At 42.4% G+C, this 16963-nt stretch carries 18 protein-coding genes and 2 pseudogenes; all 20 read left to right on the top strand.

Annotated elements, in window-relative coordinates; all coding sequences use genetic code 11:
- A pseudogene (locus H8S17_RS14615) lies at positions 1-442 on the top strand (prepilin peptidase dependent protein A); the annotation flags it as partial.
- 50 nt (positions 443-492) lie between these two features.
- The gene (locus H8S17_RS14620) at positions 493-1458 is read left to right on the top strand and encodes a hypothetical protein (protein WP_117947336.1); all 966 of its coding nucleotides are present in this window, start codon (positions 493-495) and stop codon (positions 1456-1458) included.
- A 126-nt stretch (positions 1459-1584) separates the two neighbouring features.
- Complete coding sequence (locus H8S17_RS14625) at positions 1585-2649, top strand: hypothetical protein (RefSeq protein WP_117947335.1); 1065 nt, start codon at positions 1585-1587, stop codon at positions 2647-2649.
- 137 nt (positions 2650-2786) lie between these two features.
- Positions 2787-3215, top strand: a pseudogene (locus tag H8S17_RS14630) (HTH domain-containing protein).
- 26 nt (positions 3216-3241) lie between these two features.
- A complete protein-coding gene (locus H8S17_RS14635) occupies positions 3242-3892 on the top strand; it encodes a hypothetical protein (protein WP_055171124.1) in 651 nt (216 codons plus the stop codon).
- 28 nt (positions 3893-3920) lie between these two features.
- Positions 3921-4160: an HTH domain-containing protein gene (locus H8S17_RS16975; protein WP_319017280.1), complete on the top strand. Its 240-nt coding sequence runs from the start codon at positions 3921-3923 to the stop codon at positions 4158-4160.
- 203 nt (positions 4161-4363) lie between these two features.
- A complete protein-coding gene (locus H8S17_RS14645) occupies positions 4364-4699 on the top strand; it encodes a helix-turn-helix domain-containing protein (RefSeq protein WP_006859200.1) in 336 nt (111 codons plus the stop codon).
- Positions 4700-4757: 58 nt separating this feature from the next.
- Positions 4758-5462, top strand: a complete 705-nt coding sequence (locus H8S17_RS14650) for a LytR/AlgR family response regulator transcription factor (protein WP_015516266.1) — start codon at positions 4758-4760, stop codon at positions 5460-5462.
- A 1-nt stretch (position 5463) separates the two neighbouring features.
- A complete protein-coding gene (locus H8S17_RS14655; protein WP_055195148.1) occupies positions 5464-6759 on the top strand; it encodes a sensor histidine kinase in 1296 nt (431 codons plus the stop codon).
- Positions 6760-6864: 105 nt separating this feature from the next.
- The gene (locus tag H8S17_RS14660) at positions 6865-7026 is read left to right on the top strand and encodes a cyclic lactone autoinducer peptide (protein WP_006859203.1); all 162 of its coding nucleotides are present in this window, start codon (positions 6865-6867) and stop codon (positions 7024-7026) included.
- A gap of 3 nt (positions 7027-7029) precedes the next feature.
- Entirely contained in the window at positions 7030-7611 is a 582-nt protein-coding gene (locus H8S17_RS14665) for an accessory gene regulator B family protein (RefSeq protein WP_015559465.1), read from the top strand.
- Between the two features lie 374 nt (positions 7612-7985).
- Positions 7986-8411, top strand: a complete 426-nt coding sequence (locus H8S17_RS14670) for an RNA polymerase sigma factor (RefSeq protein WP_006859205.1) — start codon at positions 7986-7988, stop codon at positions 8409-8411.
- Between the two features lie 705 nt (positions 8412-9116).
- Positions 9117-9512, top strand: a complete 396-nt coding sequence (locus tag H8S17_RS14675; protein ID WP_015559468.1) for a hypothetical protein — start codon at positions 9117-9119, stop codon at positions 9510-9512.
- Between the two features lie 81 nt (positions 9513-9593).
- On the top strand, positions 9594-9752 hold the full coding sequence (locus tag H8S17_RS14680; protein WP_006859206.1) for an SHOCT domain-containing protein: 159 nt from the start codon (positions 9594-9596) through the stop codon (positions 9750-9752).
- 90 nt (positions 9753-9842) lie between these two features.
- Positions 9843-11459 carry a recombinase family protein gene (locus H8S17_RS14685; protein WP_015559469.1) on the top strand — a complete coding sequence of 539 codons (1617 nt, stop codon included), beginning with the start codon at positions 9843-9845 and terminating at the stop codon, positions 11457-11459.
- Entirely contained in the window at positions 11431-12330 is a 900-nt protein-coding gene (locus H8S17_RS14690; RefSeq protein ID WP_015559470.1) for a recombinase family protein, read from the top strand. Before H8S17_RS14685 ends, H8S17_RS14690 begins: the two co-directional genes overlap by 29 nt.
- A 12-nt stretch (positions 12331-12342) precedes the next feature.
- Positions 12343-13977, top strand: a complete 1635-nt coding sequence (locus H8S17_RS14695; protein ID WP_186867756.1) for a recombinase family protein — start codon at positions 12343-12345, stop codon at positions 13975-13977.
- Between the two features lie 208 nt (positions 13978-14185).
- The gene (locus H8S17_RS14700; RefSeq protein ID WP_186867757.1) at positions 14186-14779 is read left to right on the top strand and encodes a hypothetical protein; all 594 of its coding nucleotides are present in this window, start codon (positions 14186-14188) and stop codon (positions 14777-14779) included.
- A gap of 171 nt (positions 14780-14950) precedes the next feature.
- Entirely contained in the window at positions 14951-15907 is a 957-nt protein-coding gene (locus H8S17_RS14705; protein ID WP_117831992.1) for a PD-(D/E)XK nuclease family transposase, read from the top strand.
- Between the two features lie 145 nt (positions 15908-16052).
- Positions 16053-16802 carry a phospholipase D-like domain-containing protein gene (locus H8S17_RS14710; protein ID WP_117831996.1) on the top strand — a complete coding sequence of 250 codons (750 nt, stop codon included), beginning with the start codon at positions 16053-16055 and terminating at the stop codon, positions 16800-16802.
- The last annotated feature ends 161 nt before the right edge of the window (positions 16803-16963 follow it).

Genomic DNA, 16963 nt, shown 5'->3' on the forward strand with positions numbered 1-16963 from the left:
CATAAAAATTGGGGCGGATGGTCAGGTAAGTGTGGACGGTATTCAGGATCATGCAATGAAACAGAAGATAGAGAATGTTCTGTCAAAGTATTCGGATGAGCTGATGGATATTTATTTTTGCACGGATTCAAAAATACAGGAGTTGTCAGATAAAGAAAAATATCTGTTGCAAGCTGCGGTGGATGTGGGAAAATTTTTATATAAGGCATCTGGCGGCAGCGTATCGCTTGGAGACCTCTCCGTGGAAAATACAGCGATACATGGTCTGCCGAAAACACTGGATGATCTGTTGAATAATCCAGGCGATAACCTGACCTATCAGGATTATGCAAGCGATATCCGGGAAATTTTAGCATATAACCGGACACAGCACAAAGATATTATGTCCGGGTTGAATGTACAGTTTGTCATAGCAGACGGTACATTTCAGATAAAAGATTAAAGTTTATAATGGAGTATTCAATAAAACCCAAGTGATTGGGAGGGAGAATCATGAGAATAGAGAATGGTTACTTACAACAAAGTATGTTATGCAGTAAAAATAATAGAAATGCAGTAGGAAATTTTTCTGATACAATGAATAAAGCCCAAGAGTGTATAAGTAATAAGATTAGCACAAGGGATTCCTATGTAAACAGTACAGATTATAGTAACTTTGGAATTTATACAAAAAATAGCATATCTCAAGATGTTGAATTACCAATAGAAACAGAAAGATATAAAATCGAAGATGCTACATATGTAAATGGAGTAGCAGCATATGAGATTGTAGATAAGCAGGCAGGAAAAGATTTTTATATAAGAGAAGATCAATTAGCAATTCAAAGAGATGAGAAAACAGGAATGGAGTTCCTGATTAATATGGATCAGCCATTTTCGTATAATGTAACCATGACAAGTGAACTGAAAAATCTTTTGAATGATTTGTCTGACAAAAGAAATATTGATATAAAGGAAATACCGCTACAGGGGGGATTGGTAGTAAACCGTGATTCAAAGACAGGGTTAAATTATTTGTCGATAAAAGGAAATGAGGCACAAGGAGTTTCGGTAATCATAACATCCGATAAAGATATAGAAACGCTGAATAAATTAGCCGATGAATTTCAAAAATATCCGGTAAGTTCGCAACGGTCTACGGCAGGATTATATGCTTTACTTGAGATATCAGGAAATCTGAAACGCGAAAAAGATGGTTTTACATTTTTGACTCCTAATGGAATTACATATATTCCGTATGATGGTGATTTCAGCAAAGCATGGGAAATTGATATGCCGGGTTCCTGTTATGCTACTGCCAGAAAATGTTTGGCGGCAGAAAATGATTGTGCAGACATAAGTGCATGGACAAAAAATTTGAAAGGAATAAAGATATATTATGGTGATAATTATGGCACCACTCAGACAAATAATGTATATAAAGTTGATGATTTAGGCAGATATTATATGTTTGCATAAGATATATATACAAGTATGAAACTATAAAAATATAGTATGTTTTATGTGGTAAAAATATTGTATTTATGAGACTTTTGGTATTTCACAAATACCTAAGAAAAAATAAAGTAGAGGAGAGTGTATATTATGAATATTGATTACAGTCAGTTTTACAGAGGAACAACGAATATTCCCTCATATGGGAATGGTATATATAAGAAAGACACCCTTGTAAAGTATGAATTTAACACTACAGATGAACATGGCAATAAGATTATGGACAAGATGTCAAGGGAAGAAACCCTGCAGGCGATGAAGGACATCGGTTCGCAGTATGGAGATGCGGTTATTGTTGAATTTTCGGGAGATGGAATGGCTGCACTTGTGGAAAACAAGAAAGGTATAGTGGATGCCAATGTAACACAGGAGCAGCGGGAATCAATGGAGGCGAGAAATGCAGCGTTCCAAAAAGAAATTACGCAGGTTGATAACTCCCTAGAACTTCCGGCATATTCCGGAATGTATGGTGCAGACAAGGCGGTTGCATCTGCGGTGGAGAACTGCAGCAAAGAGGAACAGGGATTTGTGTATGATATCATCCGTCAGAATTTCCTTGTTGGAAATACTGGCTCTATGACAGAGGAAGAACGGCAGGCAAATATTTCACTTGGTATGAAAAAAGCGGAATATGCGGCAGAGAATTTTATCCCGGAAGATAGCAGAAAACCATTTTTGGAAGCAATGGAGTCTATCGCAAAGCTTGCGAGCGCAGGAAAAGCTGACAATAACGGAAATATGGACTATGGAGTAGGGAAAGGTACATATCTTGGACATGGTAGCAATATTGTAAAGACTACAAATGCGCTTGATATGATGAGGACGATGGACGGCAGTGCATACACGGAATATCAGAAGATTAGTAAAGAAAGCAGCAATGAGGACAGACAGCTTAATGCATTAAAATACCTTACAAATTGGTATGAAGGGGCAGTGAAAAAGAATCCTTCGATGGTTGATAATTACGAAAAGCAGTCGGAGGAATATGTGGAGAAAAATGTAAAAGATCAGAAGCTGGATGCAACTTTTTCAGATATAAAGACAGAAAATAAAGCGGCTTTTTTTGAAAGTCTGAAAGTGTTCCAGAATAATAATCCTAATTTTCTCTCATCTATCATAAATCGGGAGCTGGCATCTAAATTTTGGAGCATTTGATAAACGTAGATTGGAAAAGTTATAATTGCTCGGAAAATGGAAGATAACAACAATAAAGTGTAGAGTGTGCCTTTCACATAGGGACACTTGTTACACGCAATATTGTAAATGATACAAGTGGAGATTAAGGCACAAATATGATAAAAACAAAAAATATTTCAGAAATGTTGACTTCTTTAATTGAGGAGTATCGTTTTAATAAAAATACTCTTTCAAAATATTTAGAAATAACTGAAGAAACAGTAGATTGAGTAGTAATGGGCAATGTGGAATGTTTGCCAGATGATCCTGTATTGCGTCTTAAAATACTTAGTAAAGCAGGATTTCTGTATTTTGGAGCGATTGAAGATAAGGATAGGCAATTAAGCGGTTTTTTGGAAGTGCTTGTTTCCTATCATGGCATATCCAAGCTAACGATAGCAAAAATGGCTGGTGTTGAGGAAAATGATATTGACAGGCTTTTAGTCAATCCACCAGAAAAGATTGAAATCGAAGTAAAGTATAAAATTGCTGTGACGGTTATGGAACTGCGATTTTGGCTAAAAGATTGTGAATCACCGATATAATCGGGATTTGTGAGTAGAGGGCACTTATGAAAAATAAAAGTATCAATCAAGTTTCCATAATAAATGGTGAAGATGGTCCCACAAGTGTTTTTATATTTGGAGAAGCTCAAAAGCAATCTCTAAAGATTAGAATCCGAAAAGCTATCTATCAATCCAGACGAAAAAGGATAGAAAAGAGAATAGCGGCCAACCCGCATACCCTTGCGGAAGTGGTGCAATACGCAAAGGATCATTATGATTTAGTGGAAATCAATCCTGCCGCAACAAATTGGATAGAACGACAGAAAAATCTAAAAGCTAGTTTGATTATGCAGCATAAACCAGAACTTTTGGGCCAAAGGAAGGATATTCCAAAACCAGATTTTCATAATGAAGAATCTGTTAAAAATTTTTTGAATGAAATGGAAATTAGAAATAAATTGATTGACCAAATGCCTGATAATGTAATTCCCATGGATTTTCATTTATATGAAATAAAAATTGGTGAGGATTTAATGGAAATAGAGGTAGATTATACCTGGAATATATTTGGAATATCTTACTCTGGAAATAAGTCGGTCATAAAAAGGTTTAAGAAAATAGCCAGAGATTTATATTGTTATTATGGTGTCAGTGAGGAGGATATAAAGAACCGGACAAAAAGATATTCTTCACTGGTAACGGAATTGAGTTCATAATTCAGAATTTTAAATAGAAGTAGGATTTCTGTATTTTGGAGCGATTGAAGATAAGGATAAGCAACTAAGCGGTTTTTTGGAAGTGCTTGTTTCCTATCATGGCATATCCAAGCTAACGATAGCAAAAATGGCTGATGTTGAGGAACAGGATATTGACAGGCTTTTAGCCAATCCGCCAGAAAAAGTTGAAATCGAAGTAAAATATAAAATTGCTGTGACTGTTATGGAACTGCGATTTTGGCTAAAGGATTGTGAGTTACCAATATAATCATGTGGTGCTTGGGAAACTGGTGGAATAACAGGAAATGTAATTAGAATAAAGAAAGATAGAAGGCGAGTAGCGGATTGGTGTCTGCTGCTCACTTTTCGTTTATGGGGATATGTCGCAATACGACTTTTGAAGTGTTGTATTGCAATCTGTTTTCGGGTATTTCTCGTTGGTATCATTACCATAAAAGCGAGGTGAATTCCATGAAAGCAGAGAAGAAGGAAATCAATATACAGATTGGAAAAAGGTTGCAAACCGCCAGAGAAAACAGTGGATATACGCAGGAAGTTTTTGCAGAGACGCTGGATGTAGGGGTAGAGCATTATCGCAAAATCGAAAGTGGTGTCTATGGCTTACAGCCAGAGAAAATGCTGATCTTGTATGAGAAGTACAGGATTGAGCCGACTTATCTGGTTACGGGGGATACAAATCATAAGGTTGATATTGAACTGTTCCTTGCAAACTGTAGCAGGGAGGAACGGGATGCATTTATAGACCGTATGCTTGCGTATATGAGAAAGCTGATGACAGGCCGTTAAAGCAGTACAGTCTCCGGGATGTATATTTGATCAATATATTTTGAGAAGGAGACGATATATGAGGGTAGCAATCTGCGATGATAATCAGCAGGACATTGAAAGGATCAGACGCTATACACTGCGTATGATCGACTATGCGGTGGAGTATGTGTTTTATACCAGACCGGAAGAATTATTGAGGGAATGTGCAGATGCGGAGCAAAAGCCGGATATGTACATTCTTGATATTGAGATGCCTGGAATGGACGGACTTGCGGTGGCAAAACAGATCCGTGAGACAGATTCCAAAGCATTGCTGGTGTTTCTTACCAGCTATACCAAATACATGCCAAGTGTATTTGAAGTTGTCACATTTGATTTTATTCCAAAACCAATCTCAGAAGAAAGGCTCCGTGTGCTGTTTGAGAAGGCAGGAACCTATCTGAATCTGACCAATCAGAGTTTTTCATTTAGTTACCGCAGGGTGCGGTACAGTCTGAAGTTTGACGAAATCCTGTATCTGGAAAAGCGGGGGCGTCAGGCGATTATCCACACAAAGAAAATGAAATATCAGTCCAACATGAATTTGAATGAAATATGGGAGAAACTGGATGAGCGCATGTTTGCCGCCGTTCATGGCTCTTTTATCGTTAATTTGAAACATGTTCATTCTGTATCCAGCGGCATGGTCATGCTTACAGACGGCACAGAGCTGGGAGTGACAAGAGGGTACCGGAAGGAGCTGACGGAAAAGCACATCGCATTTGTGCAGGGAGGAATGTGACATGGCATTATATGGGGTGAGGCTTGTCATAAATCTTTTTGACCTCTGCATTTACCGCAGGTATTTAGAGGAGTTCATCGGAAACAGAAAAACTTCCATGGAGTTTTCTGTTCTTCTGCTGATAGTGTGCGAGCTGATTGGAAGTGCGGTGAACCAGATGGGGATAAGCTGGCTGAATTTTGTGACGATGGTTGCGATTCTCTGTGTATATGTCTGCCAGTATGAGGCAGGGATTGTAAGCAGGCTGATTGCGGTTCTGCTGTATATGGGGATTATGGGAGTTGCAGAACCGTTAGGATATTTGTTTAATAAGGCATTCATGGAAAAGGTGTTGGACGATACCACGGTTTCATATTATTTTATCGTGTTTTTTATGGCACTTTTGAAAGCAACAATTGTGGAGGTGTTTTGCAGACTGAAATCTGGAAAAAGCATTCGACTATCAGCAATGCCAAAAGAAACGCAATATATGTTGACAATGATACCTTTATGCAGCCTGATCAGTTGCTTTTTACTGATAGAGGTTGCAAAAGAATTAATCTCGGCACAGATGGTCGTGCTGTGCATGTGCATCATCTTTGTCATTATCATCACTAATTATGTAATTTTTCTGATGATTGAAAAGTATACGACAGTGGAAGAAAAACAGCACGAAGAGGAAATGATCCAGAGGGAAATCTTATACCGGAACGAATACTATCAGGACATGGAACGGTATCAGGAACAGATACAGGACATCCGGCATGATATGAAGAACCGGCTGACGGGACTGCTCGCAGCGGCGGAACAGGGAAGTGCGGAACTGATCAAGGACAGACTGCAGGAAGTATTGGGAGATATCCGGCTGGCAGAAGAGATCATTTATTCCGCAAATCCTGTGGTGAATGCCATATTAAAAGTAAAAAGCGTAAAGGCAAAAGAGAAAGAGATACCGATGCAGGTTACAACGCTGCTCCCCCAGAGAGTATCCGTAGATATCGGGGACATGGGTGTTCTGTATGGGAATCTTTTGGATAATGCGATAGAGGCAGCGATGGCAGTGGAACAGGAAAAACGGTATGTTCATGTGGAATCAAAGTTTCAGGAGGGCAGACTGCTTTTATCCATTAAGAACAGCAAGCCATCCGGGACAAGTTCCTATCAACAGACAAGCAAAAAAGATAAAATAAAACACGGCAGGGGAATCCGTTCGGTGCGGAAAGTGGCAGAAAAATACGGTGGGGAGCTGATGTTAAAGGATCAGGGGGAACATTTTGAGGCAGTCCTTCTGCTCAACGGAGTTGCAAAACTGGAGTGAGACTGCAACTTATTACAGCAAACCTGCAACTTGTTACAGATAGATTGATTTTTACATGGAAACTGTTAGAGTGAAAACATCAAAAAAAGGAGGGTTTTACTAAAAATGAAGAAAAGAAACTGGATGTACCGACTGAGCAGCAAATCCATGAGCGTGATGGCAGCACTGGCACTTATGGTGACAACCATGGCAACGAACCGTTCCTGCATGTGGTATCTGGGACAGGACAAGATGCCGGAAGATTCCAAAAAACTCAGAAGGTTTTAAATCATGACGAAATGGCTCAGCCACCGTATGGTTGAGCGGGGAATCATAAAAGAGGAGGAGCAGGAATTATACCAGTTTGGAATACGCAATGGTATGATCCTGCTTCTAAACGTTGTGACAGCACTGGTCATCGGCCTGCTTACAGAGCAACTGGCGGTTGTGGCAGTGTTTACCCTGTCTTTTATGGTTCTTCGCAGTTATACCGGTGGATATCACTCAGACAGCAGGATTTTCTGTTATCTTGGTTCTAATCTGGTGTTGCTGGTTCCGGTTTATACACAGGCTGTGTTTTACAAGACATCGCTGGCATGGCTGCTGGCAGTATTGCTGGTGTCCGCAGGGATCATTTTTTTACTCAGTCCCATGCACAGCAAGAACCGGAAGCTGGATAAAGAGGAACAAAAGCATTTTGGCAGAAAAGCAAGGCTGATCGCAGCTTTGGAACTGGCTGTGCTTGGCATTTTGTGGCATGCAGGCCAGATACCGTATGCTTACGCTGTTTATACGGGAATCTTCATCACGGCACTGTTCATGCTCGTAGGAAAAGCACAGTTATGGATACAATCACATACCGAAAATGGATAGTCCTTTCCGAACATGCGGAAGGGACTTTTTTTCTGGAAAACGGGAGGGATGACAATCCAAGACGGTAACTTATTACAGGTACCGTAAGACTTATTACACTTATATTGAAGCGAACTTTCTTTCCAAGTATAGTACCGCAAAAAGGCTTAGGAGAAGAAAGGCGTGGCATGTTTTTGGGAATTCATGCCGCACCGGATTGCAGGGGGCGGCAGAAAGGGAAAAGTTCATAAGGATAACATCCGGGTGCAGTTTTGCATGCTTTATTTTGCATGGGAACAGCACCTTTTTTTATTGTCTTTTTCCAGTAAAGCAGAACCCAGAGGTCCGCCAGATGTCCTTCATTTCAAAAAAATTACGAAATGGAGGACATTTGAATGTCAGAATGGATCAGAATCAGAGTCAAGGATTTTTATAAAGATGCAGTTGGTGAGCTGGAATACACCTATGTGACCAGAGAAGTCTACGAGGCACTTGTCGATACGTTCCGCAAAGAAGCCCACGCACAGGAAATGCGGGATATCAGACATACGACCAAGGACGGATATACAGAAGGAGAAACGGAAGATCTGGTGGAGCTGACTGGGGAATCGGTAGAGGATACGGTCATCCGGCAGATGGAAATAGAAACCCTGCAGAAAGCAATGCAGTCACTCACCCCAGTGCAGAGAGAGCGGCTGCATTTTTATTTTTTTGAGGGCATGACATACCGGCAGATTGCAGCGAAAGAAGGGGTCGGAGAGAAGAACATCCGGGAGAGCATAAACGGTGCGGTAAAGAAAATAAAAAAATATTTTGATTAATACCCCCTCAAAACGTGTTTTTCTGTGAGTACCTTATGAGAGGAACTTTTTCTGGACAGATGGTCTCTTCCGGGAATCCTCTCATGTCTCGTGTGTGGATACGACACAGGCAGACAAAACGCACATTGAAAAATGCCGGAGAGGAATGCAGGGCTCCGAGCGCAGGATGGAATCACGCCATATCCTGCCAGCCATATCCAGCAGTTCAGATACGTTAGCCGTTTCATGAGCCGTAACCGGGGCGCAGTGACACTCCTGCAGCAATCGGGCAGATGTTCTTTCTGCCAGCCATGCTGTGAAAAAGATCGCATCTAAGGAGCCGAGCGGGAAAGCCGGGGTACAGCCTGTCTGTGGTGGACAGGCGCGAAGAGGGGAATGGCCTATAATGATACACCTTGAGATTAGCCAGCACGCAGTGGTGGAGGTGAGATACCTGTGATGTCTGCCTGGCCGAGTGGCAGGGACCAAAGACAGTCTGGACTGACTGCCCATGAAATGCCGGCTTTGGGATTTTTTCTTCTCTGTTTTGGCGGCGTTTTGGTTCCGGGGAGTAGTGACGAATAGGGACAGACACTTTTTATTTATGAAGTGAAGGATTATGACAGTAAGACTTAATTACAGAAACCATGCGGCGGAGGGGAACTTCCGCCGTATTCTTGTGGAGTTAAGAAAAGCTGAAAAATGGGGAATGGAGGAAAACAGGAGATGAAGAAAGAAGATACCGAAATGATGTTAAGGATTTTTGAAACGGAGAGGGCAGGATATGCCTATCTTTATCCGAGTGATGGAGGGGAGCGGAAAGAGGACTATATCTCGACCACGGCAGAAAATATCGCAAATTATATCGGCAGCCACATGTTTGAAGCCGAAAAGATCGTCATCACAGATATGTGTGACAGGCTGATATTAGATACCTGCGGCTATTTTATCAATAGCTGTCACAATCTGGAATTCTGTAAGGAAATCCATCCGTTCTTAATCCCGATCCAGATGGGAGAAAAGGACGCGGGAGAGGTGCTTTCAGTCAGCAGGGATGTATCGGAACAGTATTTCCGGGAAGAAGATGAGGCTGCAACCATGGCTGAAATCGGGATGATGTAAAGGTGTTTCTTCTGGGCAAAAGTGTTTGGCTTGGGAGAATGAATTTAACGTTCTTAAATTGCGGGAGGAAAAAGGGAAAAGATGATGGAAGGCGGAGCGAATGAGGTGCGGTATAAGATTGCCGAATTTCTCTTAAAAAGGATGCATGAAGATAAGCTGTTAACCGAGGAAGAATGGGAAAAAATACGGGTTTTGAATGTCAAGACTTTCTCCCCGGAATTAGCAAAAGTATATCTGTAATAACACTGGATATATAAAGGACTATGTGGTAGTGTATGTTGCTGACAGGTAGTGCAAACCCTTGAAAATACTGGGAAAGGAGAAAAAAGCATGGCAAAAAAAGTGACTGTCATAAAGGCAGCAAAAGCGCAGAAACATACACAGGAAGAACGCAGGCTGAAAGTGTGCGGATATGCCAGAGTCAGTACCGGCGGTCAGGCACAGGCAACTTCCTATACTGCACAGGTCGAGTACTATACAGAAAAAATCGGGAGCAATCCTCTGTGGGAGTTTGCAGGGGTGTATGCGGATGAAGGAATCAGCGGAACAAACGTAAAGCACAGGGATGAGTTCCAGATGATGATTTCAGACTGTGAGGATGGGAACATCGACCTGATCCTTACGAAATCCATCACAAGATTTGCAAGAAATACGGTGGAATGCATCCAGACCATCCGAAAGCTGAAGGAGATTGGCGTTGGAATCTACTTTGAAAAAGAGAATATCAACACGCTGTCAGAAAAAAGCGAGCTGTTCATTACCATCCTGGCATCGGTGGCGCAGGGGGAATCAGAAAACATCTCAAGCAACAACCGATGGGCGATACAGAAACGCTTTCAGGATGGAACCTATATCATATCGACGCCAGCGTATGGCTATGGAAAAGACGAGGATGGAAATTTAGTCATCATAGAATCCGAGGCAGAAACCGTAAGGTGGATTTATGAGTCTTACTTAAACGGCATGGGAGTGTATGTGATAGCAAAGGCACTGAACCAGAAAGGCATTCCAACAATCCGGGGTGCAGAAAAGTGGCAGGACGGGGTGATACAGGACATTCTGAAAAATCCCATTTATGAGGGAGATATGCTTCAGCAGAGGACATATACAGAAACAAGGTTCCCATTTGTCCGCAGGGTAAACAACGGACAGAGAAACCAGTATCTCATCAAAGACAGCCATCCGTCAATCGTCACACATGAGGAGGCAGAAGCGGTACGCAACCTGATGGCATACCGGGTGGATGTACTGCACATGAACAAGAGTGACTACACCAAAAGATACCTGTTTTCCGGCAGAATCATCTGCGGAGAGTGCGGAAGAACCTTCCGGCGGCAGAAAATCTACATCGGGAAACCATATGAAAAAATCATCTGGACGTGCAGCGGACATGTGGAGGATAAAGAGAGCTGCTGCATGAAAGCCATCCGGGAGGATGTGCTGCACCGGGCTTTTACAGACATGTGGAACAAGCTGTACACCAATCAGGGAACGATATTAGAGCCGCTGTTAAAAGGGCTGACGGAACTTGTGGCAGCAAGGCAGGACAGTGAGGAAATCAGACAACTGGATAAGGAAATCAAAGATATAAGCGGGCAGAGCCAAATCCTAAATCAAGTCATGAGGAAAGGATATATGGACTCTGCTCTTTTTATGGAGAGCAGTAGCAAGCTTGGCTGGCAGCTGACGGAATGCAGGAGAAAAAAGACACTTTTGACCAGAAAGCTGCGGAGGACAAAAGAAATTGTACGGACCGAACAGCTTATCCAACTGATTGCAGAACAGGACGGATTAAGGGAGGAGTTTGACGAGCAACTGTTTAAAATGACAGCAGAGAAGATCGTGGTCTCCAAGGAACACGACATCACCTTCTGCCTGCACAACGGACTGAAACTGACGGAGAGGGGAGGCGGACAGGATGCAGTGGCACATGCCAATCGGCTATAAGGTTGTGGATGGAAAAAATACCATCTGTGAAGAGCAGAGAAAAATTGTGGAACAGATATTTACAGACTATGACAGCGGGGTGGCGGCAGGCAGGATCGCCCAGAACCTGAAAGGGAGAAACATATGCAATGCAAAAGGGAAAGTGTCCTGGACCCACGCATCCATCGGCAGGATACTGGAAAACCCAAGCTACCTTGGCACAGAATACTATCCGCAGCTCATAGGAGAGGAACTGTTTGAGAGAGTCCAGCGCAGACGGGAAAAGGTGAGGGCAGAGCTTGGAAGGGCAGACCACCGGCCCGGCAGGGATGAAAGAATCCTTTTCGGAGGTGTCATCTGGTGTGCAGAATGCGGGGCAGTATGCAGCCATATCCAGCCGAACCACAAAAAAGAGCGTGGCGGCACTGCCAAGTGGAAGTGCAGGAACTATGTGACTGGCAGAGCAAAAAACTGCAGGAACAGTTTTATTACAGACGGGCAGGCAAAGCAGGTGTGTGTAGAAGCCATCAATGCAGTGATACGAAACAAAGGTCTGCTCCGGGTACAAAGGCAGGAGGAAAAGCTCAGCCCTCAGTACCGGGTTCTGGAGCGGAACCTGCAGCACATGAAAGAAGAGCAGGAACGCACAGAGACAGACCTGATGAAACTGCTCTATGAAAGGGCAGAGGAACGATACCGGACGCTGGAGGTCAGGGATGGGGAGTTCCGGACAGAGGAGATCAAAAACATCCTTGCAGGAAAAAAGGAACTGGAAACATTTGATGAAAATTTATATAGAAAAATAATCGCACGCATCTGGGTGCATGGTGGAAATATGGCAGAAGTGGAGCTTATCAATGGGAGCCGTGTCACAGCCGGATACAAGGATTAGGAGGGAGAGCAGATGGCAGAAACAGCAAAAAAGATCAGCATGATACCTGCCAAGGTGCAGTATGACCGGAATGTGAAACTGTCAGAGAAGAAAATGAAGGTCGCTGCCTATTGCCGTGTCAGTACGGAACTGGAAGAGCAGGACAGCAGCTATGAGGCACAGGTGGAGTATTATACCAGCAAGATATCCGAAAACGAAAACTGGAAAAATGCCGGCATTTATGCGGATGACGGAAAGAGTGGAACAAACACCAAAAAGAGGGCAGACTTTAATGCCATGATACAGGATGCCCTTGCCGGAAAGATCGACATGATCCTTACAAAGTCGGTCAGCAGGTTTGCGAGGAACACGGTAGACTCGCTGGTGACCATCCGAAAACTGAAGGAAAAGAACGTGGCGGTGGTGTTCGAGAAAGAGGGGATCAATACACTGGAGGGAACCGGCGAAATCCTTATCACCATCTTGAGCAGTCTGGCACAGGAGGAGAGCCGCAACATCAGCGAGAACATCCGCTGGGGAGTCGTGAGGAAATTTGAAAAAGGCAAGGTCATCGTAAACTGCACAAAGTTCATGGGATACACCAAAAACGAGGACGGGGACTTGGTCATCGTACCCGAAGAGGCAGAGATCGTAAAGCTGATCTTCCGCCTTTATCTGGAGGGCTACAGTACTGGGAAGATCGCAAAGCATCTGGAAGAGCAGGGCATCAAGACCGCCACAGGGCAGGACAAATGGCATTCCACGGTAATAGACAAAATGCTCCGCAATGAAAAATACATGGGAGATGCACTCCTGCAGAAAACCTACACGGTGGATTTCATGACAAAAAAGAAAGTCAAGAACACCGGACTCGTACCGCAGTATTATGTGGAAGATGACCATGAGGCGATCATACCGAAAGAACTGTTCTACAGGGTGCAGGAAGAGATGATGCGGAGGGCATCCTTATGCAAGGCGGCTGTCACCCGGAAGAAAAACCAGAGGAGCAGGTATTCCTCCACCTATGCACTGACCGGCATGCTGATCTGCGGAAAATGCGGACAGGAGTACCGGAGGGTCACCTGGGCGAGAAACGGGAAAAAGAAAGTGGTCTGGAGATGCAGCAACCGGCTGACCAACGGAGTGAAGAAATGCGGGGAATCCGAGACACTCGAAGAGAACGCATTAAACAGGGCAGTGATGGAAGCCATCCACAGGATCACGAGTGATGATATGGAATTTATGGAAAACTTCCGGCAGAACATCATCCATGTCATCGGGAGCTACAGCACCGCAAAAGAGTCCGGAGAATACGAAGAAAAGATAAAAGAAAAGCAGGATGAGATGGTGGCACTGATTGCAGAGAATGCAAAGACCGGTTCCTACACACCGGAGTTTGATAAACGCTACCGAATCATAGCAGAAGAAATCAATGCCTTAAAAGAGGCACAGAAAACAGCCAGAAACGAGAAATGGATGGCTGACAGCTATGAACAGAGAATCCAAGATATCGACCATTACTTAAGCACAAGCACCTGCCAGATACAGGAGTTCGACAATGACCTTGTCAGACGGCTGATCTCGACCATCAAAGTGGAATCCAGCGAGAAGCTGCTGATACAGTTCCAGTCAGGCATTGTCATGGAACAGGAGATTCGATATGAGTAAGACTGCGGCAGGAATGGCAGCAAGCAAATAGGAAACGTTGTTCCTGCCAGTTTATGGTAAGAATAAAATGCCCGATGATCCGGGCGTTTTATTGTTGGCACAAAAATAGGAAAGAACAGCAGGAGCGATATATAGCGGAAAATGAGTAAAGGGAAGTGGATATAGAAAAAGCACATGAAGTAAGTGTGCGACAGGAGGAGAAAAGCGTATGAATTATGAGCAACTGATAGAAGAACTGAGGGAGGAAATGTTACAGCTTGTAAACACGAAATGTGATGCACTGCTCCAGATGTACCGGAGTGGGGAGATGCATACAGATAAGAGAGATACGATCCGGGAAAGCAGCCTTATCCCAGTATCCCCGGCGGAACTGAAAGGGAAAAGACCACTGGCAGTCCAGTTCGCACCGGGAGAATGGATAGAGACACCTACATGGAGAAAGGTGGCACAAAGGATTTTGCAGACCTGTAATGAACAGCCGGATATCCATGAAAGATTTATCGAAATGTGTGGAAAAGTAGCCGGACGCTGGAGGACGATCCTTGGCAGTTCACCGGAAGAAATGGATGTACCGATAAAGGTGGATGAGGAACTTTATTTTGAGGGAAAATTTGACACCGAGGCGATGTTAAACATGTTAGAGAAAAAAGTGCTGGAACCGGCAGGGGTTGATTACAGCAGCATTAAAATCCGGTATATGGTAAAAGTGCAGGAGCAAGCAAAAAGTATAGAGCATGTGCCAGAGCAGGATGTTTTGGAGCATGAGGAGCAGGAACAACATGCACCGGTGCAGACAATGTAAAAAATGGATGGAATCAAGACTCCGAGTCTATGACAGGTTTGGAGTTTTTCTTATGTTCCTTTTTCAAATGTAAAAATTGATTGTATAAAAGAAATGGGTAAGTTATAATATAGGTGTGGTCAGATGCCTTTTTGGGGATGACTATATCTGTTACAAAAAGGAGGAAGGCCAGTGAATACAGAATTAAAAAATGCAGTGAAAGCAACAGACAAGGATGCACAGTATGATACGAGTGCAAAGCGTCTGTTAGGGCAGAAGAGCATACTGGCACATATACTGGTAAAAACAGTTGATGAGTTTAAGGGCATGAATCCCAAGGATGTGGTCAACTGCATCGAGGGAACACCACATATCAGTACGGTACCGGTAGAGCCTGGACTCACAAATGCAGCCAGCGAAAAAAATGGTGAGAGGCTGGTCGGTTTCAACACAGAAAATGAAGAAATTAATGAAGGTCTGGTAAGATTTGATATCGTTTTCTATGTGCGCATGAAAGATGGATTGTCACAGATCATCATCAATGTGGAAGCACAGAAAGACGAGCCGAAGGGATACGAAATCTTAAACAGGGCAATCTTTTATGTAAGCAGACTGATCTCATCGCAAAAAGAACGTGATTTTGAGAACTCCAGCTACAATGACATTAAGCGTGTATATTCGATCTGGGTATGTATGAACATGGAAGAGAGCAGCATGAGCCATGTGCATCTCACCAAGGAAGATTTGATCGGTTCCTATGAATGGAAGGGAAATCTTGACCTGCTGAATATCATCATGCTTGGACTGGCAAAGAATCTGCCGGAACATGATGAGACGTATGAACTGCACCGTCTGCTGGGAGCATTGTTATCCAAGGAACTTACAATAGATGAAAAACTAAACATAATTGGAAATGAATACGATATTCCTATTGAGGAGAACTTCAGGAAGGATGTGAGCGTTATGTGTAACTTGAGTCAGGGAATAAAAGAAGATGGTATTGCGATTGGAGAGGCAAGAAAAGAAGAAAAAATTATTCTTAATATGCATAACAATGGTTTTACTGTAGAGCAGATTGCTATGGCTACAGATAAAAACGTAGAAGAAGTGAAAGCGATTATTGCAGGGAAGGAACCTGCGCTTGCATAAAGTTATGTAAGAAAAAGAGAGCCTTTGAGTTTAAATAACTTGGAGGCTCCTGTTATATGAAGATTTGGGAAATAATAGATACAGTTAAATTATCTGATGAAAAAATGGGTATATGTGGAAATACAGATGGAGAGTGAATGTGTAAATGAATGAAAAACAATTCTTAAAGACAATGATAGAAACTATAAAATATGATGAAGATATTCAGAACAAAGATGATTTGTTGGGGATTTTAAGATATTCTATAGTTACATTTAGAAAAACCGGTGCATATACCCATGTATCGAATCAGAGGCAGGAATATATGGATTTAAGAGTGCCAATTCCAATGCTGAAAAAAGCAAAGGAATATAAAGATGTTTTTTTTGACTTAGCCAATGATATTTATATTCCAGATGATGACTATGATTTGTATGGAGTTGAGATTAAACCTAAATTGGTAGAGTTGGAAGATGATGGACAAAATGAACATGATGTAGCATTTGATGGAATCAAAGATGTAATTATTCAAGGCATTCGGAATGCAAAGTATACAATCTGGGTAGCGGTTGCGTGGTTTTCTGACCGAGATATCTTTCAGGAATTACTTGCAAAGAAAAAGCAGGGCATAAGTATTAGAATTATTACATCAAATGAAAAATCTAATATGACGTTGATGAGTGAATTGGAAAGTAATTTTGAGGTGGTAAAAGTGCCACTTAAAGGAGCATATTTGTCCAATCGGCTGCATGATAAATTTTGCATTATAGATTTTGAATTTGTAATGCATGGTTCATATAATTGGAGCAAAGCAGCACAGTATAATGATGAAACATTGGCAACTGCTTTGGATAGAGATTTTGTAAAGAAATTTGCGGATGAATTTATGAGACTGTACAATAATCATAATGAGTAGTTTGCTAAAAGCTTTAATTGTATAAATGGCTGGGATCAAGCCTCCAAGTTTGCAACAGATTTGGAGGTTTTCTTCTGTCCATTTGCGAGGAAGGGAAATTCCAAAACATAATCATCTGTGATACAATATATAAAAAATTGAAGTGAAAGTTAAACGATGTA

It is taken from the genome of Roseburia zhanii, assembly GCF_014287635.1.
GTDB classification, from domain to species: Bacteria; Bacillota; Clostridia; order Lachnospirales; family Lachnospiraceae; genus Roseburia_B; species Roseburia_B zhanii.